Origin of the sequence: Streptomyces sp. NPDC090032, assembly GCF_044748025.1 — a bacterium.
Lineage (GTDB): Bacteria > Actinomycetota > Actinomycetes > Streptomycetales > Streptomycetaceae > Streptomyces.
Genome location: NZ_JBIVFF010000001.1, coordinates 116,340 through 139,400, shown reverse-complemented (window position 1 = coordinate 139,400; position 23,061 = coordinate 116,340). Strand labels below are relative to the sequence as shown.

Below are 23,061 nucleotides of genomic sequence, written 5' to 3'. Positions count from 1 at the left end.
CGGGCACTGACCGGTCCGTTTCCGTACGCTCCAGTGACCCAAGACACACCTGTCCGCGATGCGAGACAGTCCCGTCCACCTTGTGGACAGTGGTGGACTGGGCCGAAAGTCCCATGACACGCTTCCGTCATGGATCGAGCTGGAATTGCCTTGGTGAGTCGGCGGCACGTCGATCTCTGCCGCATGTCCAGCGCCATGTGTCCGGTGAGCTGACTCCACCAGCACCGCCGCACTTTCTCCCCGTACAGCACCCTGCGCACCGCCGCGCCCTCGCGCGAAGTGTGCCGGTCAAAGCTGTCAGAGCATCCGCCCGCCTGAAGGACGTACACCCATGGCTGCCACCCCTGAAAAGCCCACGACCGCTGCGCCGCGCCGCAAGGTGAGCCGTCACCGCGGCGAGGGCCAGTGGGCCGTGGGTCACTTCACGCCGCTCAACGGCAACGAGCAGTTCAAGAAGGACGACGACGGTCTCAATGTGCGGACACGCATTGAGACGATCTACTCGAAGCGCGGCTTCGACTCCATCGACCCCAACGACCTCCGGGGCCGGATGCGCTGGTGGGGGCTCTACACCCAGCGCAAGCCCGGGATCGACGGCGGCAAGACCGCGATCCTGGAGCCGGAGGAGCTGGACGACGAGTTCTTCATGCTCCGCGTCCGTATCGACGGCGGCCGGCTGACCACCGAGCAGCTGCGCGTCATCGGCGAGATCTCGCAGGAGTTCGCGCGCGGCACCGCCGACATCACCGACCGGCAGAACATCCAGTACCACTGGATCCGCATCGAGGACGTGCCGGAGATCTGGCGGCGCCTCGAAGCGGTCGGGCTCTCCACTACCGAGGCCTGCGGTGACACGCCCCGCGTCATCCTCGGCTCCCCCGTCGCCGGGATCGCCGCCGACGAGATCATCGACGGCACGCCCGCCATCGACGAGATCCAGCGGCGCTTCATCGGCAACCCGGACTTCTCCAACCTGCCGCGCAAGTTCAAGAGTGCGGTCTCCGGGTCCCCGCAGCTCGACGTCGCGCACGAGATCAACGACATCGCGTTCGTCGGCGTGAACCACCCCGAGCACGGCCCCGGCTTCGACCTGTGGGTCGGCGGCGGCCTGTCCACCAACCCCAAGCTGGGCCAGCGTCTCGGCGCCTGGGTGCCGCTCGACGAGGTGCCGGACGTCTACGGCGGCGTCATCGGCATCTTCCGCGACTACGGCTACCGCCGCCTGCGCACCCGCGCCCGCCTGAAGTTCCTGCTCGCCGACTGGGGCACCGAGAAGTTCCGGCAGATCCTGGAGGACGAGTACCTCCAGCGGAAGCTGATCGACGGCCCCGCGCCCGAGCAGCCCGCCGGCACCTGGCGCGACCACCTCGGCGTGCACCGCCAGAAGGACGGCCTCTTCTACGTCGGCTTCGCGCCCCGCGTCGGCCGCGTGGACGGCACGACCCTCACCAAGATCGCCGAGGTCGCGGGCGCCCACGGCTCCGGCCGGCTGCGCACCACCGCCGAGCAGAAGATGATCGTGCTCGACGTGGCCGAGGACCAGGTCGAGTCGCTGGTGGCGGCGCTGGAGGCGCTGGACCTGAAGGTCAACGCGTCCCCCTTCCGGCGCGGCACCATGGCCTGCACCGGCATCGAGTTCTGCAAGCTCGCCATCGTCGAGACGAAGGCGCGCGGCGCCTCGCTCATCGACGAACTGGAGCGCCGCGTCCCGGAGTTCGACGAGCCCCTCACCATCAACATCAACGGCTGCCCGAACGCCTGCGCCCGTATCCAGGTCGCGGACATCGGCCTCAAGGGCCAGCTGATGCTGGACGCGGACGGCAACCAGGTCGAGGGCTACCAGGTGCACCTGGGCGGCGCGCTCGGCCTGGAGGCCGGGTTCGGCCGCAAGGTCCGCGGCCTGAAGGTCACCGCCACCGAGCTGCCCGACTACGTCGAGCGGGTCCTCAAGCGCTTCCAGGCGGAGCGCGAGGACGGCGAGCGCTTCGCCACGTGGACCGCGCGCGCCTCCGAGGAGGCACTTTCGTGAGCGAGCGGGCCGCACCCTTCCACTGCCCCTACTGCGGCGACGAGGACCTGCGTCCGAACGAGACCGGTCACGGCGCCTGGGAATGCGCGGCATGCAATCGGGCCTTCCAGTTGAAGTTCCTCGGTCTGCTGGCCCGGGGAGTTCAGCGCAACGACGGTGGAGGGGAAGACATATGACGACCACTCAGACCGACCAGGTCGCCGACCGGACCGAGCCCGACCTGCGAGAGCTCGCCGAGCGGGCCGGGCGCGACCTGGAGGACGCGTCCGCCCTGGAGATCATCACCTGGGCGGTCGACACGTTCGGCAAGCGCTTCTGCGTGACCTCCTCCATGGAGGACGCGGTCGTCGCCCACCTCGCCTCGCGCGCCAGGCCCGGCGTGGACGTCGTCTTCCTCGACACCGGCTACCACTTCGAGGAGACCATCGGCACCCGGGACGCCGTCGAGGCCGTGATGGACGTGAACGTCATCACGCTCACGCCCCGGCAGACCGTCGCCGAGCAGGACGCCGAGTTCGGGCCGAAGCTGCACGACCGCGACCCCGACCTGTGCTGCGCCATGCGGAAGGTCAAGCCCCTTGAGGACGGCCTGAGTTCGTACACGGCATGGGCCACGGGACTGCGCCGCGACGAGTCCCCGACGCGGGCGAACACCCCGGTCGTCGGCTGGGACGAGAAGCGCCGCAAGGTGAAGGTCTCGCCGATCGCCCGCTGGACGCAGGACGACGTCGAGGCGTACGTCGCCGAGCACGGCGTGCTGACCAACCCCCTCCTCATGGACGGCTACGGGTCCGTGGGCTGCGCCCCCTGCACCCGGCGCCTCCTCGAGGGCGAGGACGCGCGGGCCGGCCGCTGGGCGGGAAGCAACAAGACCGAGTGCGGGATCCACGGCTGATGCCCGGGACCACAGAGACTTTGGAGAAGCAAGTGACCGGAGCCACCGTCTGGCTCACGGGTCTGCCGAGCGCGGGCAAGACCACCATCGCCAACGAGCTCGCCGAGCAGCTGCGCGCCGACGGCCGCCGCGTCGAGGTGCTCGACGGCGACGAGATCCGCGAGTTCCTCTCGGCGGGCCTCGGCTTCAGCCGCGCGGACCGCGACACGAACGTGCAGCGCATCGGCTTCCTCGCCGAACTCCTCGCCCGTAACGGCGTGTTGACGCTCGTCCCGGTGATCGCGCCGTTCGCGGACAGCCGCGAGGCGGTACGCAAGCGCCACCAGGCCGGCGGTACCGGCTACCTGGAGGTGCACGTGGCCACGCCCGTCGAGGTGTGCTCCGTGCGCGACGTGAAGGGCCTGTACGCGAAGCAGGCGGCGGGCGAGATCTCCGGGCTCACCGGCGTCGACGACCCGTACGAGGCGCCCGAGTCGCCCGATCTGCGCATCGAGTCGCACACCCAGACCGTGCAGGAGTCCGCGGCCGCGCTCTACGCGCTGCTCACCGAGAGGGGTCTCTCATGACGACCGTCGCACCCACCACAGGCGAAGAGACCGACAGCCCGTACGCGCTCTCGCACCTGGACGCCCTCGAGTCCGAGGCCGTGCACATCTTCCGTGAGGTCGCGGGCGAGTTCGAGCGGCCGGTGATCCTCTTCTCCGGCGGCAAGGACTCCATCGTGATGCTGCACCTGGCGCTCAAGGCGTTCGCGCCGGCGCCGGTGCCGTTCACGCTGCTGCACGTCGACACCGGGCACAACTTCCCCGAGGTCCTCGAGTACCGCGACCGTGTCGTGGCCCAGCACGGCCTGCGCCTGCACGTCGCGTCCGTGCAGGAGTACATCGACCGCGGCGCCCTCAAGGAGCGCCCGGACGGGACGCGCAATCCGCTGCAGACGGTGCCGCTGACCGAGAAGATCCAGGCGGAGCGTTTCGACGCCGTGTTCGGCGGCGGGCGCCGCGACGAGGAGAAGGCGCGCGCCAAGGAGCGCGTGTTCTCCCTGCGCGACGAGTTCTCCCAGTGGGACCCGCGCCGCCAGCGCCCCGAGCTGTGGCAGCTGTACAACGGCCGGCACGCCCCCGGCGAGCACGTGCGCGTCTTCCCGCTGTCCAACTGGACCGAGCTCGACGTGTGGCAGTACATCGCCCGCGAGGGCATCGAACTGCCGGGCATCTACTTCGCCCACGAGCGGGAGGTCTTCAAGCGCTCCGGCATGTGGCTGACCGCCGGTGACTGGGGCGGCCCCAAGGAGGGCGAGAGCGTCGAGAAGCGCCTCATCCGCTACCGCACGGTCGGCGACATGTCGTGCACCGGCGCCGTCGACTCCGACGCGGCGACGCTGGACGCCGTGATCGCCGAGATCGCCGTGTCCCGGATCACCGAGCGGGGCGCGACCCGCGCCGACGACAAGATGTCCGAGGCCGCGATGGAAGACCGCAAGCGCGAGGGGTATTTCTAAATGAGCACCACCACAGAGCAGTTGGCCGATCTTTCGGCCACCACCCTGCTGCGGTTCGCCACCGCCGGTTCCGTCGACGACGGCAAGTCCACGCTCGTGGGCCGTCTGCTGCACGACTCCAAGTCGGTCCTCACGGACCAGCTGGAGGCCGTCGAGCACGCGTCGCGCAACCGCGGCCAGGAGGCGCCCGACCTGGCGCTGCTCACCGACGGCCTGCGCGCCGAACGCGAGCAGGGCATCACGATCGACGTCGCCTACCGCTACTTCGCCACGTCCCGGCGCCGGTTCATCCTGGCCGACACCCCGGGCCACGTGCAGTACACCCGGAACATGGTGACCGGGGCTTCCACGGCCGACCTCGCCGTCGTCCTCGTCGACGCCCGCAACGGCGTCATCGAGCAGACCCGCCGGCACGCCGCGGTCGCCGCGCTCCTGCGCGTCCCGCACGTCGTGCTCGCCGTGAACAAAATGGACCTCGTCGACTACGCCGAGTCCGTCTTCGCGTCGATCGCCGAGGAGTTCACGGCGTACGCGTCGGACCTGGGCGTTCCCGAGATCACCGCGATCCCGATCTCCGCGCTCGCCGGTGACAACGTCGTGGAGCCGTCCGCGAACATGGACTGGTACGGCGGCCCGACCGTCCTGGAGCACCTGGAGACGGTCCCGGTCAGCCACGACCTGACGAGCTGCCACGCGCGGCTGCCCGTCCAGGTCGTCATCCGCCCGCAGACCACCGAGCACCCCGACTACCGCGGCTACGCGGGCCAGATCGCGGCCGGCACGTTCCGCGTCGGTGAGTCCGTCACCGTGCTGCCGTCGGGCCGCACGTCGAAGGTCTCCGGGATCGACCTGCTGGGCACCGCGGTCGACGTGGCGTGGACACCGCAGTCGGTGACCCTCCTCCTGGAGGACGACATCGACATCTCGCGCGGCGACCTGCTCGTGCCGAGCGGCGACGCGCCCGCGACCTCGCAGGACGTCGAGGCGACCGTCTGCCACGTGGCCGACCAGCCGCTCGCCGTCGGCCAGCGCGTGCTCCTCAAGCACACGACGCGCACGGTCAAGGCGATCGTCAAGGAGATCCCCTCGCGGCTCACCCTGGACGACCTGTCCCAGCACCCCGAGCCGGGGCAGCTGGTGGCGAACGACATCGGCCGCGTCAAGATCCGCACCGCCGAGCCGATCGCGCTCGACGACTACGCCGACTCGCGCCGCACCGGTTCGTTCCTCCTCATCGACCCGTCCGACGGAACGACGCTCGCCGCCGGCATGGCGGGCGAGGCGTTCGGCGGCAAGCCGCAGGCCGCCCACGCGGAAGAGGCCGCGCAGGCCACGGACGAAGACGGCTGGGACTTCTAGTCATGACACCCATCACCCTCGTCGATGTATATGCGACGTTCGCGAAAGAGGGCGGCCGCGTCGGCAGCGGCACCCTCGGCGCGGGCCAGGGCGGGGTCGGGCGATGTGCGCGATGACGTACGCGCACTGCCTGCGCGCCCACACCCCCCGCGACCTGTTCGTACGAAGACGAAACCCTGCCGACCTCCCGGCCACGCCCTGAGAGCGTGACCGCCGGGCCAACGAGAGGACCACCTCCCGTGCCTGCCAACTCCGCTTCCTGGCGCCGCGGCCTCGCCGCTGTCGCCGCACTGCCGCTCCTCGCCCTCGCCGCGACGGCCTGCGGCTACGGCTCGCAAGCCAAGGACGACACGTCCGACAAGACGAACGTCGCCGCCAAGGGCAAGAAGCTCTCCGCCGACACCGTCAAGATCGGTTACTTCGGCAACCTGACACACGGAACCGCCCTGGTGGGCAACCAGAAGGGCTTCTTCCAGAAGGAGCTCCAGGGCACGCAGGCCCGGTACCAGATCTTCAACGCGGGGCCGTCCGAGATCGAGGCGCTCAACGGCGGCTCCATCGACATCGGCTGGATCGGCCCCTCGCCGTCGATCAACGGCTTCACCAAGTCCCAGGGCAAGAGCCTGCGCATCATCGGCGGTTCGGCCTCCGGCGGGGTCAAGCTGGTGGTGAACCCGAAGAAGATCAAGTCCCTGGACGACATCAAGGGCAAGAAGATCGCCACCCCGCAGCTCGGCAACACGCAGGACGTCGCGTTCCTCAACTGGATCGCCGAGAAGGGCTGGAAGGTCGACGCCAACAGCGGCAAGGGCGACGTCTCCGTGGTCCGTACGGACAACAAGATCACCCCGGACGCCTACAAGTCCGGCTCCGTCGACGGCGCCTGGGTGCCGGAGCCGACCGCGTCCAAGCTCGTGGCCGAGGGCGGCAAGGTCCTCCTCGACGAGTCCGACCTGTGGCCCGACAAGAAGTTCGTGATCACGAACATCATCGTGTCGCAGAAGTTCCTCAAGGAGCACCCGGACGTCGTCGAGGCCGTGCTGCGCGGCTCGGTGAAGACGAACGCGTGGATCAACGCCAACCCGGACGAGGCGAAGGCCGCGGCCAACAAGCAGCTGGCGGCCGACTCCGGCAAGGCACTGCCCGCGGACGTCCTCGACCCCGCCTGGAAGTCGATCCAGTTCACCGACGACCCGCTGGCCTCGACCCTCGACTCCGAGGCGGCGCACGCGGTGAAGGCGGGCCTGCTGGAGAAGCCCGACCTGAAGGGCATCTACGACCTCGCACCGCTGAACAAGGTCCTCAAGGCCGAGGGCAAGGGCGCGGTCGCCGACGCCGGCCTCGGCGTCAAGTAACCGCGTCAGCAGAGCCCAGCCCGTAATCGCTTGAGTTCCCAGGAGGTGACGACCATGGCAACGACCCTCGCCAAGGCCGCGGACGGCGGCACGCGGACCACCGGCCACGCCGCGCGGATCGAGCACGTCTCGAAGTCCTTCGCCACGCCCGCCGGGCAGCAGCTCGTCCTGGACGACATCACGCTCGATGTCGCTCCGGGCGAGTTCGTCACCCTCCTGGGAGCCTCGGGCTGCGGGAAGTCGACGCTGCTCAACCTGGTCGCGGGCCTCGACCGGCCCTCGTCCGGCGAGATCAGCACCCAGGGCAGGCCGGCCCTGATGTTCCAGGAGCACGCCCTGTTCCCGTGGCTGACCGCGGGCAAGAACATCGAACTGGCCCTGAAGCTGCGCGGCGTCCCGAAGGCGGACCGCCGCACGCGGGCGGAGGAGCTCCTGGAGCTCGTCCGTCTGAACGGCGCGTACGGCAAGCGGGTCCACGAGCTGTCCGGCGGTATGCGCCAGCGCGTGGCGTTGGCCCGCGCGCTCGCACAGGACAGTCAACTGCTGCTGATGGACGAGCCGTTCGCCGCGCTCGACGCCATCACGCGTGACGTGCTGCACGACGAGCTGACCCGCATCTGGCGCGAGACGAACGTCTCCGTCCTGTTCGTCACCCACAACGTCCGCGAGGCGGTGCGGCTCGCCGAGCGGGTCGTACTGCTCTCGTCGCGGCCGGGCCGGGTGGCACACGAGTGGCGCGTGGACATTCCGCAGCCGCGCCGCATCGAGGACACCGCCGTGGCGGAACTGTCCGTCGAGATCACCGAACAACTGCGTGGGGAGATCCGCCGCCATGGCCAGCACTGAGACGACGACCGCGAGCAAGGACACGGGCGCCGTCGAGGACACGGCCCCCGGACAGGACCTGGCCGGTCTCGAAGCGGGGCTCGACGCCCTGGACACCGTGCACACCGCCCGCACCCCGCTGCGCCAGACACTGGTCCAGAAGGTGCTGCCGCCGCTGACGGCGGTGCTCCTGGTCCTGGTGGTGTGGCAGGGACTGGTCTCGTTCAAGATCGTCGACGACCCGAGCAAGCTGCCCTCACCGTCCGCGGTGTGGACCGAGGTGTCCGACGCGTGGATGCAGGGGACGCTCCTCGACTACATCTGGACGAGTGTGTCGCGCGGCCTGCTCGGCTTCCTGCTGGCGCTGGTGATCGGCACCCCGCTCGGCCTGGTCGTCGCCCGGGTCCGGTTCGTCCGGTCCGCGATCGGCCCGATCCTGTCCGGCCTCCAGTCGCTGCCCTCGGTCGCCTGGGTCCCGCCGGCCGTGATCTGGCTGGGCCTCGACAACAAGATGATGTACGCCGTGATCCTGCTCGGCGCGGTCCCCTCGATCGCCAACGGCCTGGTGTCGGGCGTCGACCAGGTGCCGCCGCTGTTCCTGCGGGCCGGTCGCACCCTCGGCGCGACGGGCCTGCGGCACACCTGGCACATCGTGCTGCCGGCCGCACTGCCCGGCTATCTGGCGGGTCTGAAGCAGGGCTGGGCGTTCTCGTGGCGCTCGCTGATGGCCGCGGAGATCATCGCCTCGTCGCCCGACCTCGGTATCGGCCTCGGCCAGCTCCTGGAGAACGGCCGCAACGCCAGCTCCATGTCCATGGTCTTCCTGGCCATCTTCCTGATCCTGATCGTCGGCATCGCCATCGACCTGCTGATCTTCAGTCCCCTGGAGCGGCGCGTCCTGCGCAGCCGCGGCCTCCTGGTGAGGAGCTGACCCCGCCATGCACCAGCGCCCCGCCCGCCCGGTCCTGCTCGTGATCGCTCACGGCAGCCGCGATCCGCGCCATGCCGCGACGGTCCACGCGCTCGTACGCGAAGTGCGGGCGCTGCGGCCGGGGCTGCGTGTGGAGACGGGGTTCCTGGACTTCAACGTCCCCTCGGTGAGCGGCGTCCTGGAGTCCCTGGCGGCGGAGGGCGTGCGCGACGTGGTCGCCCTCCCCCTGCTCCTGACCCGCGCGTTCCACGCGAAGGCGGACATCCCGGCGGTCCTGCGGCAGGCCCCGGCCCGGCTGCGGATCCGCCAGGCGGAGGTGCTCGGCCCTTCCCCGCTTCTGACGGCAGCGCTCGAACGCCGTCTGTACGAGGCCGGGCTCACCCCGGCCGACAAGCCCACGACCGGGGTCGTCCTGGCCTCGGCGGGCTCCACCGACCCGGAGGCGATCGCAGTGATCGCTGAAATCGCGCGGGAGTGGCGGCACACCGGTTGGTGCGCCGTGCGGCCTGCGTTCGCCTCCGCATCTCTGCCCCGCACGGAGGACGCCGTGGCCGGGCTGCGCGCCGACGGCGTCCGCCGGGTGGCGGTGGCCCCCTACGTCCTGGCCCCCGGCTTCCTCCCGGACCGCATCGCCCGCGGCGCCCGCGAAGCGGACGTCCTCGCGGACGTACTGGGCCCGGCGCCGGAGGTGGCACGGCTGCTCGTGCGGCGCTATGAGGCGGCGACGGTACGGGAGTTGGTGGCGGTGGGCGCCTGACGCGACGCGTCAGACGACCGGACCGCGGTCCCCTGAGGCTCAGCGCGGATCCCGCCCGCTCAAGGCGACCGCACGGTGGAACAAAGGCGCGTAGTCCGGTACCGGGACCGCGTCGGCGAAGCCGTCGTACTTGCGGTACTCCTCCGCGTTCGCCTCGATGACGTCGAGCAGGAGGCGGGCCGCGTCGTCCGGGATCTGGAACTTCTGGCCGGTGGCGTGGGCCACGTCCCAGCCGTGGAGGGCCAGTTCCGCGATGAGCAGGCGGGCGACCTCGGGCGCGGGTGACTTCGCGAAGCCCAGGTCGATCTCGCCCTCCCACACCTGCGGGTCGGACCAGGTGGCGACGGCCTGTTCGAGCTGTGCCGCGTAGGCCTCGGCCCAGTCGGCGTCGGCGGTGAAGTCGCGGGCGGTGAGGTCGTCGGGGAGCTGCTTGCGCAGCGCCCGGTGCTCCAGGCCGTGCGAGGAGTAGAGGACCCAGTGGTTGACGAGGGTGCGGACGTCCCAGTCGCCGCATCCGCTCGGCTCGGGCAGGCGCGCCGCGTCGACACCCCGCGCGACCCTGGCGGCCTCGGCGGCGCATTCCTTCATCGACTTGTACTCGATCATGGAGCTGTACTCGTTTTCCATGCGGAAAGCGTCTCGCGCGGGGGCCGCCGGCGGCTTGAAGAAATGCGACAGGCCAAGGGCTGTCCCCGCGTCGGCCGCCGCCACGAGGTCCGCGACCGTCATGGACCCGGCCGGCTTCGTGCGAGCTGTCACCGTCCGTCTCAGCTGCGGCGGCTTACAGCCCGATCCAGGGGGCTCCGGTCGAAGAGCTGACCCGGCTCGACGGGCTCACCGGCTGTACGGCGTCCCCTGATGGAAGTACAGCAGCCAGTCCTCGTCGGACTGCCGCCACAGTGAACTGCGGTGCGCGCAGGCGCCGTTGCGGTCGGTGTCGAAGGTCAGGTGGACGAGCCCGGGGGCGAGTCGCACGCCTTTCATCCGCGAGACGGTGAGGGGCCGTACGCCCGGTTCGGTCGTCGAGGAGATCTCGGCGATGATCGAGGCGCGGTCCCAGCGGCGGCCCGAGGCGCCGAACTCGAAGTAGTCGGGGTGCAGCAGCGCGCCGAGGAGCTCCGCGGAGCGGCGCACCGCCGGGTCGAGGAGCCGCAGTTCACCCTCGATGGCGGCCTCGACGGCGGCGTCCAGTTCAGGCACCGGTCATCTCCGCGAGCTTGACGACGGTGTTCCAGTTGCGGGAGGTGGCGATGAGGCCCTTGTTGAGGGCCGGCCGGGAGAGCACGGCGCCGAGCTTGGAGCGGCCGAGGCCGTCGGGGGCGTACAGGTACAGCTCGCGCGGGCCGAGCCGGAAGTCCTCGGGGGTGAACTCGGCCGGGTCGACGGAGGCGAACCGCTCGGGGTCGACGGGACCGGAGAAGTAGGTGACGTGCAGTTGCCTGCCTTCGAGCGAGTCGGCGGGGAAGGGGCACGCGTCCACGACCGACGCGAGGTAGGCGTGGTCGCGCACGATCACGTCCACGGCGAAGCCGAACTCCTTCTCGATGGCCGCGCTCAGTTCGGCCGCGAGGCTCTCCTCGTCGCCGTGGCCGCTGGTGAACGTCGCGTTGCCGCTCTGGAGATACGTCCGTACGTCGCCGTGCCCGAGCCCTTCGATCAGGGGGCGAAGCCGCGCCATCGGGACTTTTCTGCTGCCGCCCACATTGATGCCGCGGAGCAGTGCCGCGTACGCCTTTGTCGCCATGGGGACACGATAGAGCCTGCTGCCTTCGGGCCCTGACCGGATTCGCGCGGGGCCGGAGGGCAGCGCTGGACGGCCGCCGCGCCCCGTGGGGGAGGGCACGGCGGCCGCCGGTCAGGGGTGTGCTCGTGCTACTCGACGACCTTGAGGAGCTTGTTGGGCGTGCCCTCGCTCGCGTTGGAGATCTTGTCGGGGGTCGCGCCGTCGGTCAGCGCCTTGGAGACGTCCGCGGGGGTGGCGTCCGGGTGACCGCTCAGGTAGACGGCGGCGGCGCCCACGACGTGGGGGGTCGCCATCGACGTACCGGAGATGGTGTTGGTGGCGTCGTCGCCGGTGTTCCAGTCGGAGGTGATGTCCGAGCCGGGGGCGTAGATGTCCACGACGGAGCCGTAGTTGGAGAAGTCGGACTGCTCGTCGTCCTTCGTGGAGGAGGCGACGGTGATGGCCTCCTTGACGCGGGCCGGGGAGCCGGCGGACGCGTCGGTCGACTCGTTGCCCGCGGCGACCGCGAAGGTGACGCCGGAGGCGATGGCCTTCTGGACGGCCGCGTCGAGCGCTTCGTCGGCGCCGCCGCCGAGGGACATGTTGGCGACGGACGGGCCCTGGTGGTTCTTGGTGACCCAGTCGATGCCCGCGACGACCTGCTCGGTGGTGCCCGAGCCCTCGTTGTCGAGGACGCGGACGGCGACGATCTTCGCCTTCTTCGCGACGCCGTGCGCGTCACCGGCGATGGTGCCGGCGACGTGCGTGCCGTGGCCGTTGCCGTCGTCGGCGTTGTCGTCGTTGTCGATGGCGTCGAAGCCGGAGGTGGCGCGGCCACCGAAGTCCTTGTGGCTGATGCGGACGCCGGTGTCGATGACGTACGCGGTCACGCCCTCACCGGCGCTGTCCGGGTAGGTGTACTTGTTGTCGCCCGCGGTGTCGGCCTGGTCGATGCGGTCGAGACCCCACGACGGCGGGTTGTCCTGGGTCGCGTCGATGTGGAATTTCTTGTTCTGGACGACCTTGGCGACCGACGAATCGGCGGCGAGGCGCTTGGCCTCGGTCTCCGAAAGGTCGTTCACGGAGAATCCGTTGACGGCGGAGGAGTAGGCGCGCTTCAGCTTGCCGCCGTACTCCTTGGCGAGGTCCTGCTTGCCGTTCTTGTCCGTCTTCTGGTCCAGCAGCACGATGTAGCTGCCGGAGACGGCGCCCTTGGCGTCGAGCCCGTAGACCTTGCCCTCGGCGGGGGTCGAGGCGCCGGCCAGGGAGCCCGCGAAGAGAGTCACTCCGACCGCGGTGGCAGCGGTGGCTATCGCCGCGGTGAGCTTGACCGTGCTGCGGGCACGCTTATGAGTTGCCATGAAGAGGGGTCTCCTCGTGGTTTCTGTGGGGGGTTTGTGGGGGGTTTGCTGATGGTTCTCAACCATCCCCCGGCAATCTCCGGAAGATCTCCGGGGGTTGGCACGAAACACTGGCCGATTGACGCGACCAGATCAAGACCTACATACAGCTGTGACTTGTTCAACAAGTCTCTGTAATAACAATTCGGGCTTCGGCCGACACTTCGGACCCCGGGAATTGCCCATGGATTGGGGCTGCCCCGCCGGACCATCGGGTCCGGCGGGGCAGCCCCCTCACGTTCAGGCCGCCGCGGCCCGCCGGCCGCGCTCCGCGAACGAGTCGATCGTGCGCGTGAAGTCGCGGATCGACAGCAACAGTTTGTAGATGATGGCGAGTTCGAAGACGAGCAGCAACGCTCCGGAGACGATCGTCGCCCACAGGACCTGGTCGATCAGCGGGCCGATCAAGAAGACGCCCATCTGGAACTCGATCCCGCTGATCAGATGGGTCCGGATGCGGTGCCGCAGCAGGAACGAGCGCATCCGCAGGTATACGGGGAATCGGCTCCTGAACTCCTGGTGCAGGTCGACCACTTGGGGCGCGGGCCGAGGTGCGGCCTCCGGTGCGATCCCCTCGGCCGTGCGGGCCTTCTGGAGATCCTGCTCGATGTCCGCCTCGGGGTTGTCACGGAGGAGGTCCTCCATGAAGGCCAGCTCGGCCTCGTTCTCGGCGCGCCGCGCCTCCTTCACCCGCTCCTTGATCTGCTTGCGCATGGAGTGGCGGATCTTGAAGATCTCCAGAGAGTTGATGTAGCGCAGGGTGTCGAGGCCTACGACGGCCAGGGCGAGCCAGATGTAGAGCTCGTCACCGGTGCGTTCGTACTGGCCCGCCATGAGCGCGACCCCGCACACCATGACGCGGATGCGGTCGAAGACGAAGTCCAGCCAGGCGCCGAAGACGGACCCCTGGCCGGTGAGCCGTGCGACCTTGCCGTCCATGCAGTCGAGGATGAAGGACAGGTGGTAGACGACGGCGCCGGCGATGAGCCAGCGCCAGTCGCCCAGCCAGAAGAAGACGGCGGAGCCGAGGCCCAGGACGAAGGCGCCCCAGGTGATCTGGTTCGGGGTGATCCTCGTGCGCATCGCGGTGAGCCGCACCAGCGGTGTGGCCACCGGGTCGACGAGCAGCACGGTCCACCACGCGTCGCGTTTCTTCTGGGTGATGCGGCGCACCTCGTGGAGGGGCGGTATGTCTCGGCGCATGGCTGGTCAACTTCCTGGCGTTCGAGGTGAGTTCAACTCACGCTAGGAAGTCGTTCACGCAAGGTTCAAGTAGCGCTGCGTGCAACCTTTGGCCGGGGGTAACGGTCGAACCCCATGACCAAATCGATGACTCCGCCAGGCACCACCTGCGTTACCCGAGCGTTATGGAATGACCCGACCGTTACCTGATGTGCGCGATCACTTCACGCCTGACGTGGAACCAGGCCGCCCTTCCCGTCACACCTCGCGTGCCACCAGGCCGCCTTCCTGCTCGACGAGGTCGGCCGCGCGCGGCGTGCCGCCCTCGCCCGCCATCTCCGCCCGGATCTCCTGGAGGCGGCGCGCCACCTCGGGGTCGGACACCAGGGCGAGCACCGTCTCCCTGAGCTTTTCGGGCGTGGCCTCCTCCATCGGTACGTGGCGTGCGACGCCGAGCGCCTGGAGCATGTCGGCGTTGCCGAACTGGTCGACGGCCTGCGGGACCGCGACCATCGGCGTCGCGGTGCCGAGGCCCTCCTGGCTGCCGCCCGCGCCCGCGTGCGTGATGAAGGCGTCGGCCTGCCTCAGGATCGCCAGCTGCGGCACCCAGGAGCGCACCTCGACGTTCGCGGGGATCGCCCCGAGCTCCTTCTCGTCGGTGAACTTGCCGACCTGGAGGACCATGTGCCAGCCGGGGAGCCCGCCGAACGCCTCGATGCAGGCACGGTAGAAGGCGGGCTGCTTGGTGAAGGTCGAGCCGAGCGAGACGAGGAGCACCTTCTCCGCGCCGGCCGGCCGCTGCCAGTCGCCCTGCGCCGAGCGGTCCCCCTGGCAGGCGCCGACGAAGGTGTAGCGGCGCTCGTCGACCCGGTCGGCGTTCGGCTGGAGCGCCTTGGGGATGAGGACGAGGCAGCGGTCGGGGCGGCCCATGAAGTCCTCCACCGAGATGTCGATGCCGTTCGACCGGATCCAGTGCTCGAAGTTCTCGTAGAACGCCTTGCCGCGCGGCGTCTGCTTCAGCGGCTCGAACATCGGCTTGCCGACCTCTTCCTCGTAGCCCTCCCAGGCGACGAGGTTCGGTGAGAACTGCACGATCGGGACGTTCCAGCGGTGGGCGAGCACGCGGGCCGGGTACGCGGTGATGTCGTAGAGGACGAGGTCCGGCTCGTCGTTCTCGTAGAGGTCGACGATCTGTGGCAGCGCCTGGATCGCGTCGGTGAGGAAGGGCTCGATGTTGTCGATCAGTTCTGTCCCCCACGCGTCCGGGTCGCCGTCGGTGGGCAGCGTCGAGTGCCAGATCTTGGGCTCGGCCCCCGCCTCTGCGACCTTGTCGGCGAACTGCGGCGGGATCGCGTACGTGACGCGGTGCCCACGGGCGACGAGCTCCCGGATCACCTCGATGCTCGGATTCACGTGCCCGTGGGCGGCGATGGAGAACATGGCGATATGGGCGTTCCTGGGGACGGTCATGACGTCACCGTAAGCGAGACGAACCGTCTCGTGCAAGTTAATTATGCCGCCCTCGCCGGCATCCGCGTCTACGCGTAGAACCGGGAGACGCTCTGCAGGACGCACGCCGGCTTGGCCGCTCCCTCGATCTCGACGGTCCCGTCGACCGTGATCTGCACACCGCCCGGCACGTCCTCGACCGCGGCGAGGCGCGCGGCCAGGCGGATACGGGAGCCCGCGGGCACGGGGGCGGGGAAACGGACCTTGTTCAGGCCGTAGTTGACCTTGGTGGTAACCCCTTCGACGTCCAGGAGCTCGGTGAACATCGGGATGAAGAGGGAGAGCGTCAGATAACCGTGCGCGATGGGCGCGCCGAACGGGCCCTCCTTGGCCCGCTCGGGGTCGGTGTGGATCCACTGGTGGTCGCCGGTGGCGTCGGCGAAGGTGTCGATCCGCTCCTGCGTGACGTCGGTCCATTCGCTGGAACCCAGGTCGCTTCCGGCGAGCTTCTTCACTTCGGCCAGGCCGCTGACGGTGATGCCCATGCGGGGCTCCTTCGATGGGTGGCGATGAGGGTGGCGATGAGAGGGCTGACGCGGGTGGTGATGCGGGTGGTGATGCGAGGGCCGGTCAGGGCGCCGGTCAGGGTGCTTCCGGGTCATGAAGTCCCGTGCAGGCGGCGGACGTCGGCAGCGGTTCGCCGCCGCGCAGGGCGTCGACGTAGGGGGCGAAGGCGGGGATGGTCTCGGTCATCGCGGTCGCGGCGACCGGCACGACGGCGTTCACGGTGACGTCCGCGCGGGCCAGTTCCATGGAGCAGGTACGCACCATCGCCGCGATCCCGGCCTTGGCCGCCGCGTAGTTGGTCTGCCCGGAAGTTGCCGCGCTGGCCGGCCGGTGAGGCGACGAGCACCAGGCTGCCGCCCTCGCCCTGCTCGCGCAGGCGCACGGCGGCGGCTCGGGCGCAGGTGAAGGTGCCCCTGAGGTGGGTGGTGACGACGGCGTCGAAGTCGTCGTCGATCATCTTCCACAAGACCCTGTCGCGCAGGATTCCGGCGTTGGTGACCATGACGTCCAGCCGGCCGAACTCCGAGACGGCGCGGCCGACGAGGCGCTCGGCGGCCTCGGCGGTGCCCACGGGGACGACCTCGGCGACGGCCCGGCCGCCGGCCTCGGTGATCGCCTTGGCGGCCTGCGCGGCGACGTCAGCGTCGATGTCGTTGACGACGACGCTCGCCCCGGACCGGGCGAGGGCGGTGGCGTAGGCGAGACCGAGTCCGCGGCCGCTTCCGGCGACGACGGCGACCTTGCCGGAGAGGGAAATTGAGGGTGTGTCAGGCACTGAGGTTCCTTCCGGGGACGGGTACCGGCCGACGAGAAGGACGCTAGGACCAATCATTGTTGTCTTCAATAGTTGCCGTAAGCCTTGGAAGTCCTTCATGCTGGAGCCGACCGCACGCAACCCCGTGCCCGCACGGACCGACCCCGGAGCCCGACATCACTGACGAAGAGGCGCCCTGGATGCGCGCGCTGCACGCCGACACCGGCTATCTCCTCTACCGGCTCGGACTGCACTCGGGCCGGCTGTTCAACGCCACGCTCGAAGAGTTCGGCCTGCGGCTGCGGCACTACGCGCTGCTGCGCTACCTCGCCACCGTGGAGGGCGCCCTGCAGCGCGAGCTGAGCGACCGGCTCGGCTACGACCCGAGCGCCATCGTGAGCCTCGTGGACGACCTTCAGGATCTCGGCCTGGTGGAGCGCGGGCCCGCGCCCGGCGACCGGCGCAGCCGCATCGTCGCCCTCACGGACCGGGGCAAGGACGTCCTGCGCGACACCGACAAGGGCAGTCGCCGCGTCACGGACGAACTCCTCGCACCCCTCGCCCCCAAGGAACGGGCCACGCTGCAGGCCCTGTTGGCGCGGGTCGCGGATGCGGACCGGGACTGACCCGCCGGACATGGCAGAGCCGTCGCAGGACCCCGCGGGCGCGGCGCGCGGCCGTTCCGCGGCGGAGCGGCTGCTTGCGGTGCTCGGCGCGTTCGACCACCGCAGACCCGCGCTGTCGCTCACCGAGATCGGCCGCAGGGCCGGGCTCCCGCTGGCCACCGCCCACCGTCTGGTGGGCGAGCTCACCGCGTGGGGCGCCCTCGAACGGGACGCGGCGGGCAGTTACCACGTCGGGCTGCGGATCTGGGAACTCGCGGCACTGGCCCCGCGCGGCCCCGCGCTGCGCGAGGCCGCACTGCCGTTCCTGGAGGACCTCTACGAGGCGACCCACGAGAACGTGCATCTCGCGGTGCGCGACGGCCTCGACGTCGTCTACATCGAGCGGCTGTCCGGCCGCCACGCGGTCGGCGTCCGCAGCCGTCCGGGGGCGCGCTGGCCGCTGCACGCGACGGGCGTCGGGCTCGTCCTCCTCGCCCACAGCGCCAAGTCCTTCCAGGACCAGGTCTGCGGGCGGCCGCTCGCCGCCTTCACCCCGCACACCCTGTCCGACCCGGCCGGGCTGCGCCGCGCTCTGGCCGAGGTGCGGCGCACCGGCTGCGCGGTGGCCGACCGTCAGATCACCGACGACGCGGTCTCGGTGGCCGCGCCCGTGCGCGGGCCGCGCGGCGACGTCGTGGCCGCGGTCTCGCTCGTGGTCCCCTCGGCCGGGACGCAGCCGCACTCGCTGGTCCCGGCCGTACGGCTCGCGGGGCGCGGCATCTCGCGCGCGCTGGGCTGGCGGCCCTGAGAAGTCAGGGGGAGACCGCGGCGGCCGAACTGTCGGCGTCCCTGACGGCCGTGTCCGCGCCGTTCCCCCGCCCCTTCCCCGGGCGCTCGCCCCGGGCCGGGCGCAGGGCGACGAGTACGAGCAGCGCCGACAGCGCCGCGGCCGCCCCGCGGACGACGAACCCGATCGCGTAGCCGTGGCCAGCGCCTCCAGGGCGTAGGGTCCCGCCGCCCCGGGTGGTGAGCCGGCCGGTACGGAGTTCAGGGCGAGCGGGCCGCGAGGCATCCGGCGATCAGGGTTCCGGCGGTGAAGCGGCCGGTGATTCTCCGTACGGGCATGGGACATCCCTGGGTCGAAGGTTCAGGGCAACGGAGTGCGGGGGTGCCGACGGGAGTACCGGCGAATGCGTGGAATGCAGAGCGCAGTAATTTTGAAGATCAATAATTGGGGACCGTCGACATTCTCCGGCTTCCGCCCGGCGGAAGAGCCGTTGCCGAGACCTCGCCCCCGTCACGACGCTGGTGGCACACCACGGCACGGCGAAGCAGAGCCGCTTCGCCCTTCAGGGACGGGAGTGCCATGTCCGAGTTCGCGCGCAACCAGTGGTACGTAGCTGCGTACGGGACGGAGGTCGGGCGGGAGCTGCTCGCCCGCACCGTCCTCGGCGAGCCGATCGCCTTCTACCGGACCGAGGACACGGGCGAGGTCGTCGCCCTGGCCGACCGCTGCGTGCACCGCCGCTTCCCGCTCTCGCAGAGCAGGCTCGACGGCGACAAGGTGGTCTGCGGCTATCACGGCTTCACCTACGACACGACCGGTACCTGCGTGTACGTCCCCGGCCAGAAGCGCATCCCCCGTACCGCCAGGGTGAGTTCGTACCCGGTGGCCGAGCTGGACTCCTTCGTGTGGGTGTGGATCGGCGACCCGGACCTCGCCGACCGGACGACGATCCCGCGGGCCCCGCACCTGGCCGACTCCGCACACTGGACGACGGTCGGCGGCATGGAGCCCATCGACGCCGACTACGGCCTGCTCGTCGACAACCTGATGGACCTCTCCCACGAGACGTACCTGCACGGCGGCTACATCGGCACGCCCGAGGTCGCCGACACCCCCATGACGACCGAGGTCGACGAGGGCGCGGGCATCGTCCGCGTCAGCCGCCACATGGACGACGCCGAGTGTCCGCCGTTCTACGCCAACTCCACAGGAATCAAGGGCCGCATCACGCGCTGGCAGGACATCGAGTACCACGCCCCGTGCCTGTACCTGCTGCACAGCCGCATCGCCCCGCAGGGCGTCCTGCCGAACCCGGACGGCACCGACCCGGACGCCTTCCACGTGGAGATCACCTACGCGATCACCCCGTCCACGCGGAACCAGGTCTACGACTTCTGGGCCGTCTCCCGCGACTTCGGCCACGGCGACGAGGAGATGTCCACGTTCCTGCGCGACTTCAACCACGAGGTCGTCATGCAGGACGTGAACGCGCTGAACCTGCTCCAGAAGACCCTGGACACCGAGCCCCCCGGCTACCAGGAGCTCAGCATCAACATCGACACGGGCGGCCTCGCCGCCCGCCGGATCCTGTCCCGTCTCGCCGCCGGGGGCGAGCGGTCCCAGGCCCCCGGCACCGTCGCCCGATGAGCCGCCCGCCCACCGCCGAGGTGTACCGCGTCGACTGGGTCCCCGGCACCGACGAACTGCACGGCATCTGCCACTGCGGGGCCGAGCACGACACACAGGACCCCGTGGCGATGTGGCAGTGGATGCTGTCCCACCCCGATCACCAGGAGGACGACCGGTGACCCCGCCCCACGAAGCCGACCTCGTCGTCGCCGCACGCACCGAAGAGGCCGACGGCGTCGCGTCCTTGACGTTCCGTCACCCCGAGGGGGCGACGCTGCCGCCCTGGGAACCGGGTGCCCACGTCGACCTGGTCCTGACGGACGGCCTGGTCCGCCCGTACTCGTTGTGCGGCGACCCGGCCGACCGCACCACCTGGACGGTCGCGGTCCTGCACGAACCACTCGGACGCGGCGGATCGGCGTACGTCCACGAGAAGCTGACCCCGGGCACGGTCGTGCGCGTCCGGGGGCCGCGCAACCACTTCCCGCTCCACGACGCACCCGGCTACCGCTTCGTGGCGGGCGGCATCGGGATCACCCCGATCCTCGCGATGGTGGCCGCCGCCGAGGCGGCGGGCGCCGAGTGGAGCCTGCTGTACGGCGGCCGGACACGCGGCTCGATGGCGTTCCTCGACCAACTCTCCATCTACGGCACGAAGGTGCGCGTCGCGCCGGAGGACGAGACGGGGCTCCTCGACCTCGACGGGTATCTCGGCCCGCCGGACGCGGACGGCGACGGCACCCTGGTCTACTGCTGCGGCCCGGGACCGCTCCTCGACGCCGTCGAGGCCCTGGGCCCCGCCCACACCGAGCGCTTCCGGCCCGCGCAGGACGGGCCGGACGGCGCCGGCGGCACGGACCATGCCTTCGAGGTGGAACTGCGGCGCTCCGGCCGCACCCTGACCGTGCCCCCCGGCCGCAGCATCCTGCACACGCTCCAGGAGGCGGGGATCGAGGTCCTGTACTCCTGCGCGGAAGGCACCTGCGGGACCTGCGAGACCGACATCGTGGAGGGCACGGCGGACCACCGGGACTCGGTGCTCACCGCGGAGGAGCGGGCGGCGGGCGAGACGCTGATGATCTGCGTCTCGCGCTGCCGGGGCCGGCGCCTCGCCCTCGACCTGTGATCGACTCTGCCGGGGCCCGCGCCCCGCCCTCGACCTGTGACCGGCTCTCCCCCGTCTCCGTCTACCGCTGATACCTCGCGAGGACCAGATTTCCGTCCCTCACCAGGCGCTTGCGCAGTTCGCCGAGGCCGATCGAGCCGCTGTAGAACTCCTGGAGCGCGGGCGTCGCGATCTTGTCCTTCCACTCCGCGTAGCCGCGCACGGACTGCGCGGGGGCCGAGCGGAGGTCCCCGGCGAGGGCCGTGCCGGTCGCCCAGTCGTTCTTCTGCGTGCGCAGGGCCGGGTCCTTGAGGGCCTCGGTGCCGGTGGGCAGCATCCAGTCGCCGAGCGCGAGGCGCACCATGTTCGGCGGCCGGAGCAGGAAGTCGATGAACTGCGCGGCCTCCTTCTTGTGCGGGCTGTCCTCGGCCACGGACAGGGTCTGCGGGGAGACTCCCTGGGCCAGACCGGCACGGCCCGCGGGCGCCGGGAGGACCTGCCAGTCGAAGCCCTTCGGTGCCTGCTGGACGATCTGCTGGCGGTAGGAGAAGCCGAGCGGGACCATGGCGTACTTGCCGGCGAAGAAGCCGGGGAGCGTGTCGGAGCCGCCCATGCCGAGCGTCGCGCCGGAGGCGCTGCCGTCGGTGTCGACCTGGTCGTGGACCGTGCGGGGCACGACCTGGTCCGCGGCGTCGAAGCGGACCGTCACCCTGCCGTCGGCGCCGCGGTGGAACATGCGTCCGCCGGCCGAGAGGGAGAGGTTGAGGGTCGCCGAGACGGGCTCCTTCAGCGGCCAGGCGACGCCGAACTTCTTGTCGCCGCTCAGCTTCTTCGTGATGGTCCTGAACTCGTCCCAGGACCAGGGCTTCGCGGGCGTCGGGATGCGTACGCCCGCCGCCTCGAGGATCTTCGCGTTGGCGATGAGGACGCGCGGCTCCTGGAGGAACGGCACGCCGTAGACGCCGTCGCCGAAGGTCGTGGTCTCCCAACTGTGCGGCGGGATGTCCGACTTGAGGCGGGCGGGCAGCAGGTCCCGCAGGTCGGCGAGGTACCCGCCGTACGCGAAGTCCGCGAGGTCGTCGGAGGCGTCGTGGATGACGTCGGGCGCCTCCCCTCCCTCGAAGGAGGTGAGCAGCTGGTCGTGGACGCTGTCCCAGCTGCCCTGGACGTACTTGACCTGGATGTCCGGGTGGGTCGCGTTCCACTCCTTCACGAGCTGCTTGTTGACGTCGACGGACTCCTTCTGCCAGGCGAGGGACTGGAATTCGAGAGTGACCTTGCCGTCGTCGGCCGTTCCGCCCGAGGAACAGCCGGTGAGCAGCAGGGCCACGGCCGCGGTGACGGCGGCCAGCCGGGATACGCGCCTCATGACTTCACCGCCCCGGCCAGCATCCCGCCGGTGAGTCTGCGCTGGATCAGCGCGAAGATCACCAGTGACGGCAGGGTCGCGAGGAACGCGGCGGCGGCCAGCGGCCCCAGGTCGGCGACGCCCTCCGCGCCGAGGAAGTGCGTCAGGATCACCGGCAGTGTCTGCCGCTCCGGGGTCTTCATCAGGACCAGCGCGAAGAAGAACTCGTTCCACGCGGTGATGAACGCGAACAGGGACGTCGCCACCAGTCCCGGCGCGAGCAGCGGCGCCGTGACGGAGACGAGCGTGCGCAGCTTTCCGGCTCCGTCGACGGCGGCCGCCTCCTCCAGCTCGGGCGGCACGGCCCGGACGTAACCGACCAGCATCCACAGTGCGAAGGGCAGCGACCACACGACGTAGACCATGGTCAGGCCGGGCAGCGAGTTGATCAGGTGCAGGTTCTTCAGGATCAGGAAGAGCGGGATGATCAGCAGGACGAACGGGAACGCCTGGCTGACCACCACCCAGCCCGTCGCCGCGCGGGACAGCAGCGAGCGGTGGCGGGCCATCACGTACGCCATCGGGGTCGCGATGACGACGGCGATCAGGGCCGCGCAGACCGCGACGAGCACGGAGTTGGCGGCGGCCCGCAGGAGGGGCTGCTCGTCGAAGGCCTGGCGGAAGTTGGCCAGCGTGGGGTCCTTGGGGATCCACGTGGGGTGCAGGCTCGCGAGTTCGCGGGGCGGCTTGAACGCCGTGGAGATCAGCCACAGGAACGGGAACGCGAGGAAGACGAGGTAGGCGAGCAGCGCGAGGTACTGGCCCGCGCGCGCCGGCCTGCTCGGCCGGATGCCTGTCCG

25 protein-coding genes and 1 pseudogene are annotated in these 23,061 nt (G+C 70.3%); 16 read left to right on the top strand and 10 right to left on the bottom strand.

All coding sequences use genetic code 11. From position 1 onward, the window contains the following. Positions 1-129: 129 nt before the first annotated feature. The 11 genes from ACIPWY_RS00570 (at position 130) to ACIPWY_RS00520 (ending at position 9,652) form a co-directional block, all read left to right on the top strand. Entirely contained in the window at positions 130-213 is an 84-nt protein-coding gene (locus tag ACIPWY_RS00570) for a putative leader peptide (protein ID WP_323136396.1), read from the top strand. Positions 214-331: 118 nt separating this feature from the next. Continuing rightward, positions 332-2,029, top strand: a complete 1,698-nt coding sequence (locus ACIPWY_RS00565) for a nitrite/sulfite reductase (RefSeq protein WP_362899065.1) — start codon at positions 332-334, stop codon at positions 2,027-2,029. Next, complete coding sequence (locus ACIPWY_RS00560; RefSeq protein WP_362899066.1) at positions 2,026-2,205, top strand: hypothetical protein; 180 nt, start codon at positions 2,026-2,028, stop codon at positions 2,203-2,205. Before ACIPWY_RS00565 ends, ACIPWY_RS00560 begins: the two co-directional genes overlap by 4 nt. Further along, a complete protein-coding gene (locus ACIPWY_RS00555; RefSeq protein ID WP_383890563.1) occupies positions 2,202-2,924 on the top strand; it encodes a phosphoadenylyl-sulfate reductase in 723 nt (240 codons plus the stop codon). Before ACIPWY_RS00560 ends, ACIPWY_RS00555 begins: the two co-directional genes overlap by 4 nt. Continuing rightward, positions 2,924-3,490 (top strand): adenylyl-sulfate kinase, encoded by a 567-nt coding sequence (gene cysC / locus ACIPWY_RS00550; RefSeq protein WP_362899070.1) that lies wholly within the window; start codon positions 2,924-2,926, stop codon positions 3,488-3,490. The genes ACIPWY_RS00555 and cysC overlap by 1 nt, the downstream gene beginning before the upstream one ends. Next, entirely contained in the window at positions 3,487-4,425 is a 939-nt protein-coding gene (gene cysD / locus ACIPWY_RS00545; protein WP_362899071.1) for a sulfate adenylyltransferase subunit CysD, read from the top strand. Before cysC ends, cysD begins: the two co-directional genes overlap by 4 nt. Beyond that, complete coding sequence (locus ACIPWY_RS00540; RefSeq protein WP_401531977.1) at positions 4,426-5,784, top strand: sulfate adenylyltransferase subunit 1; 1,359 nt, start codon at positions 4,426-4,428, stop codon at positions 5,782-5,784. Between the two features lie 239 nt (positions 5,785-6,023). After that, complete coding sequence (locus ACIPWY_RS00535) at positions 6,024-7,139, top strand: aliphatic sulfonate ABC transporter substrate-binding protein (protein WP_362899075.1); 1,116 nt, start codon at positions 6,024-6,026, stop codon at positions 7,137-7,139. 54 nt (positions 7,140-7,193) lie between these two features. Continuing rightward, a complete protein-coding gene (locus ACIPWY_RS00530; protein ID WP_362899077.1) occupies positions 7,194-7,985 on the top strand; it encodes an ABC transporter ATP-binding protein in 792 nt (263 codons plus the stop codon). Beyond that, complete coding sequence (locus ACIPWY_RS00525) at positions 7,972-8,895, top strand: ABC transporter permease (RefSeq protein ID WP_362899078.1); 924 nt, start codon at positions 7,972-7,974, stop codon at positions 8,893-8,895. The genes ACIPWY_RS00530 and ACIPWY_RS00525 overlap by 14 nt, the downstream gene beginning before the upstream one ends. 7 nt (positions 8,896-8,902) lie before the next feature. Further along, positions 8,903-9,652, top strand: a complete 750-nt coding sequence (locus tag ACIPWY_RS00520; protein WP_362899080.1) for a sirohydrochlorin chelatase — start codon at positions 8,903-8,905, stop codon at positions 9,650-9,652. A 39-nt stretch (positions 9,653-9,691) separates the two neighbouring features. On the opposite strand, the gene ACIPWY_RS00515 is transcribed toward ACIPWY_RS00520, so the two are convergent. The 8 genes and pseudogenes from ACIPWY_RS00515 to ACIPWY_RS00480 all read right to left on the bottom strand — a co-directional run. Then, entirely contained in the window at positions 9,692-10,279 is a 588-nt protein-coding gene (locus ACIPWY_RS00515; RefSeq protein WP_401531976.1) for a TIGR03086 family metal-binding protein, read from the bottom strand. A gap of 207 nt (positions 10,280-10,486) precedes the next feature. Beyond that, on the bottom strand, positions 10,487-10,852 hold the full coding sequence (locus ACIPWY_RS00510) for a DUF4440 domain-containing protein (RefSeq protein WP_401531975.1): 366 nt from the start codon (positions 10,850-10,852) through the stop codon (positions 10,487-10,489). Continuing rightward, positions 10,845-11,396, bottom strand: a complete 552-nt coding sequence (locus ACIPWY_RS00505; RefSeq protein WP_362899086.1) for a DUF1697 domain-containing protein — start codon at positions 11,394-11,396, stop codon at positions 10,845-10,847. The genes ACIPWY_RS00510 and ACIPWY_RS00505 overlap by 8 nt, the downstream gene beginning before the upstream one ends. Positions 11,397-11,524: 128 nt before the next feature. Then, complete coding sequence (locus ACIPWY_RS00500; RefSeq protein ID WP_362899087.1) at positions 11,525-12,736, bottom strand: S8 family serine peptidase; 1,212 nt, start codon at positions 12,734-12,736, stop codon at positions 11,525-11,527. Between the two features lie 279 nt (positions 12,737-13,015). Continuing rightward, entirely contained in the window at positions 13,016-13,978 is a 963-nt protein-coding gene (locus ACIPWY_RS00495) for a CDP-alcohol phosphatidyltransferase family protein (protein ID WP_401531974.1), read from the bottom strand. Between the two features lie 237 nt (positions 13,979-14,215). Then, positions 14,216-15,427 carry a macrolide-inactivating glycosyltransferase gene (mgt, locus tag ACIPWY_RS00490; RefSeq protein ID WP_362899090.1) on the bottom strand — a complete coding sequence of 404 codons (1,212 nt, stop codon included), beginning with the start codon at positions 15,425-15,427 and terminating at the stop codon, positions 14,216-14,218. A gap of 68 nt (positions 15,428-15,495) precedes the next feature. Then, on the bottom strand, positions 15,496-15,951 hold the full coding sequence (locus ACIPWY_RS00485) for a MaoC family dehydratase (protein ID WP_362899092.1): 456 nt from the start codon (positions 15,949-15,951) through the stop codon (positions 15,496-15,498). Between the two features lie 142 nt (positions 15,952-16,093). Then, positions 16,094-16,730 (bottom strand): annotated as a pseudogene (locus ACIPWY_RS00480) (SDR family NAD(P)-dependent oxidoreductase); the annotation flags it as partial. Positions 16,731-16,927: 197 nt separating this feature from the next. Here ACIPWY_RS00480 and ACIPWY_RS00475 point away from each other — a divergent pair. The 5 genes from ACIPWY_RS00475 (at position 16,928) to ACIPWY_RS00455 (ending at position 20,874) form a co-directional block, all read left to right on the top strand. Further along, positions 16,928-17,353, top strand: coding sequence for a MarR family transcriptional regulator (locus ACIPWY_RS00475; protein WP_362899094.1), 426 nt, complete (start codon positions 16,928-16,930; stop codon positions 17,351-17,353). A 10-nt stretch (positions 17,354-17,363) separates the two neighbouring features. Next, positions 17,364-18,140, top strand: coding sequence for an IclR family transcriptional regulator (locus ACIPWY_RS00470; protein WP_393700192.1), 777 nt, complete (start codon positions 17,364-17,366; stop codon positions 18,138-18,140). A gap of 558 nt (positions 18,141-18,698) precedes the next feature. Beyond that, complete coding sequence (locus ACIPWY_RS00465; protein ID WP_393700194.1) at positions 18,699-19,766, top strand: Rieske 2Fe-2S domain-containing protein; 1,068 nt, start codon at positions 18,699-18,701, stop codon at positions 19,764-19,766. After that, on the top strand, positions 19,763-19,927 hold the full coding sequence (locus tag ACIPWY_RS00460) for a hypothetical protein (protein ID WP_165914601.1): 165 nt from the start codon (positions 19,763-19,765) through the stop codon (positions 19,925-19,927). Before ACIPWY_RS00465 ends, ACIPWY_RS00460 begins: the two co-directional genes overlap by 4 nt. Next, positions 19,924-20,874, top strand: a complete 951-nt coding sequence (locus tag ACIPWY_RS00455) for a PDR/VanB family oxidoreductase (RefSeq protein WP_393700197.1) — start codon at positions 19,924-19,926, stop codon at positions 20,872-20,874. The genes ACIPWY_RS00460 and ACIPWY_RS00455 overlap by 4 nt, the downstream gene beginning before the upstream one ends. Positions 20,875-20,935: 61 nt before the next feature. Here the strand turns inward: ACIPWY_RS00455 and ACIPWY_RS00450 are convergent, their stop codons facing one another. Together ACIPWY_RS00450 and ACIPWY_RS00445 are read right to left on the bottom strand one after the other, a co-directional pair. Then, positions 20,936-22,222, bottom strand: coding sequence for an ABC transporter substrate-binding protein (locus tag ACIPWY_RS00450; protein ID WP_393700199.1), 1,287 nt, complete (start codon positions 22,220-22,222; stop codon positions 20,936-20,938). Further along, a complete protein-coding gene (locus tag ACIPWY_RS00445; RefSeq protein ID WP_393700455.1) occupies positions 22,219-23,052 on the bottom strand; it encodes a carbohydrate ABC transporter permease in 834 nt (277 codons plus the stop codon). Before ACIPWY_RS00445 ends, ACIPWY_RS00450 begins: the two co-directional genes overlap by 4 nt. Positions 23,053-23,061 lie beyond the last annotated feature (9 nt).

Coding starts and splice junctions, on each gene's coding strand:
- ACIPWY_RS00495 (WP_401531974.1), bottom strand. CDS start 13,978: ATGCGCCGAGACATACCGCCCCTCCACGAGGTGCGCCGCATCACCCAG.
- ACIPWY_RS00525 (WP_362899078.1), top strand. CDS start 7,972: ATGGCCAGCACTGAGACGACGACCGCGAGCAAGGACACGGGCGCCGTC.
- ACIPWY_RS00485 (WP_362899092.1), bottom strand. CDS start 15,951: ATGGGCATCACCGTCAGCGGCCTGGCCGAAGTGAAGAAGCTCGCCGGA.
- ACIPWY_RS00450 (WP_393700199.1), bottom strand. CDS start 22,222: ATGAGGCGCGTATCCCGGCTGGCCGCCGTCACCGCGGCCGTGGCCCTG.
- ACIPWY_RS00565 (WP_362899065.1), top strand. CDS start 332: ATGGCTGCCACCCCTGAAAAGCCCACGACCGCTGCGCCGCGCCGCAAG.
- ACIPWY_RS00460 (WP_165914601.1), top strand. CDS start 19,763: ATGAGCCGCCCGCCCACCGCCGAGGTGTACCGCGTCGACTGGGTCCCC.
- ACIPWY_RS00530 (WP_362899077.1), top strand. CDS start 7,194: ATGGCAACGACCCTCGCCAAGGCCGCGGACGGCGGCACGCGGACCACC.
- ACIPWY_RS00470 (WP_393700192.1), top strand. CDS start 17,364: ATGGCAGAGCCGTCGCAGGACCCCGCGGGCGCGGCGCGCGGCCGTTCC.
- cysD (WP_362899071.1), top strand. CDS start 3,487: ATGACGACCGTCGCACCCACCACAGGCGAAGAGACCGACAGCCCGTAC.
- ACIPWY_RS00555 (WP_383890563.1), top strand. CDS start 2,202: ATGACGACCACTCAGACCGACCAGGTCGCCGACCGGACCGAGCCCGAC.
- ACIPWY_RS00465 (WP_393700194.1), top strand. CDS start 18,699: ATGTCCGAGTTCGCGCGCAACCAGTGGTACGTAGCTGCGTACGGGACG.
- ACIPWY_RS00475 (WP_362899094.1), top strand. CDS start 16,928: ATGCGCGCGCTGCACGCCGACACCGGCTATCTCCTCTACCGGCTCGGA.
- mgt (WP_362899090.1), bottom strand. CDS start 15,427: ATGACCGTCCCCAGGAACGCCCATATCGCCATGTTCTCCATCGCCGCC.
- cysC (WP_362899070.1), top strand. CDS start 2,924: ATGCCCGGGACCACAGAGACTTTGGAGAAGCAAGTGACCGGAGCCACC.
- ACIPWY_RS00520 (WP_362899080.1), top strand. CDS start 8,903: ATGCACCAGCGCCCCGCCCGCCCGGTCCTGCTCGTGATCGCTCACGGC.
- ACIPWY_RS00570 (WP_323136396.1), top strand. CDS start 130: ATGGATCGAGCTGGAATTGCCTTGGTGAGTCGGCGGCACGTCGATCTC.
- ACIPWY_RS00515 (WP_401531976.1), bottom strand. CDS start 10,279: ATGGAAAACGAGTACAGCTCCATGATCGAGTACAAGTCGATGAAGGAA.
- ACIPWY_RS00500 (WP_362899087.1), bottom strand. CDS start 12,736: ATGGCAACTCATAAGCGTGCCCGCAGCACGGTCAAGCTCACCGCGGCG.
- ACIPWY_RS00505 (WP_362899086.1), bottom strand. CDS start 11,396: ATGGCGACAAAGGCGTACGCGGCACTGCTCCGCGGCATCAATGTGGGC.
- ACIPWY_RS00540 (WP_401531977.1), top strand. CDS start 4,426: ATGAGCACCACCACAGAGCAGTTGGCCGATCTTTCGGCCACCACCCTG.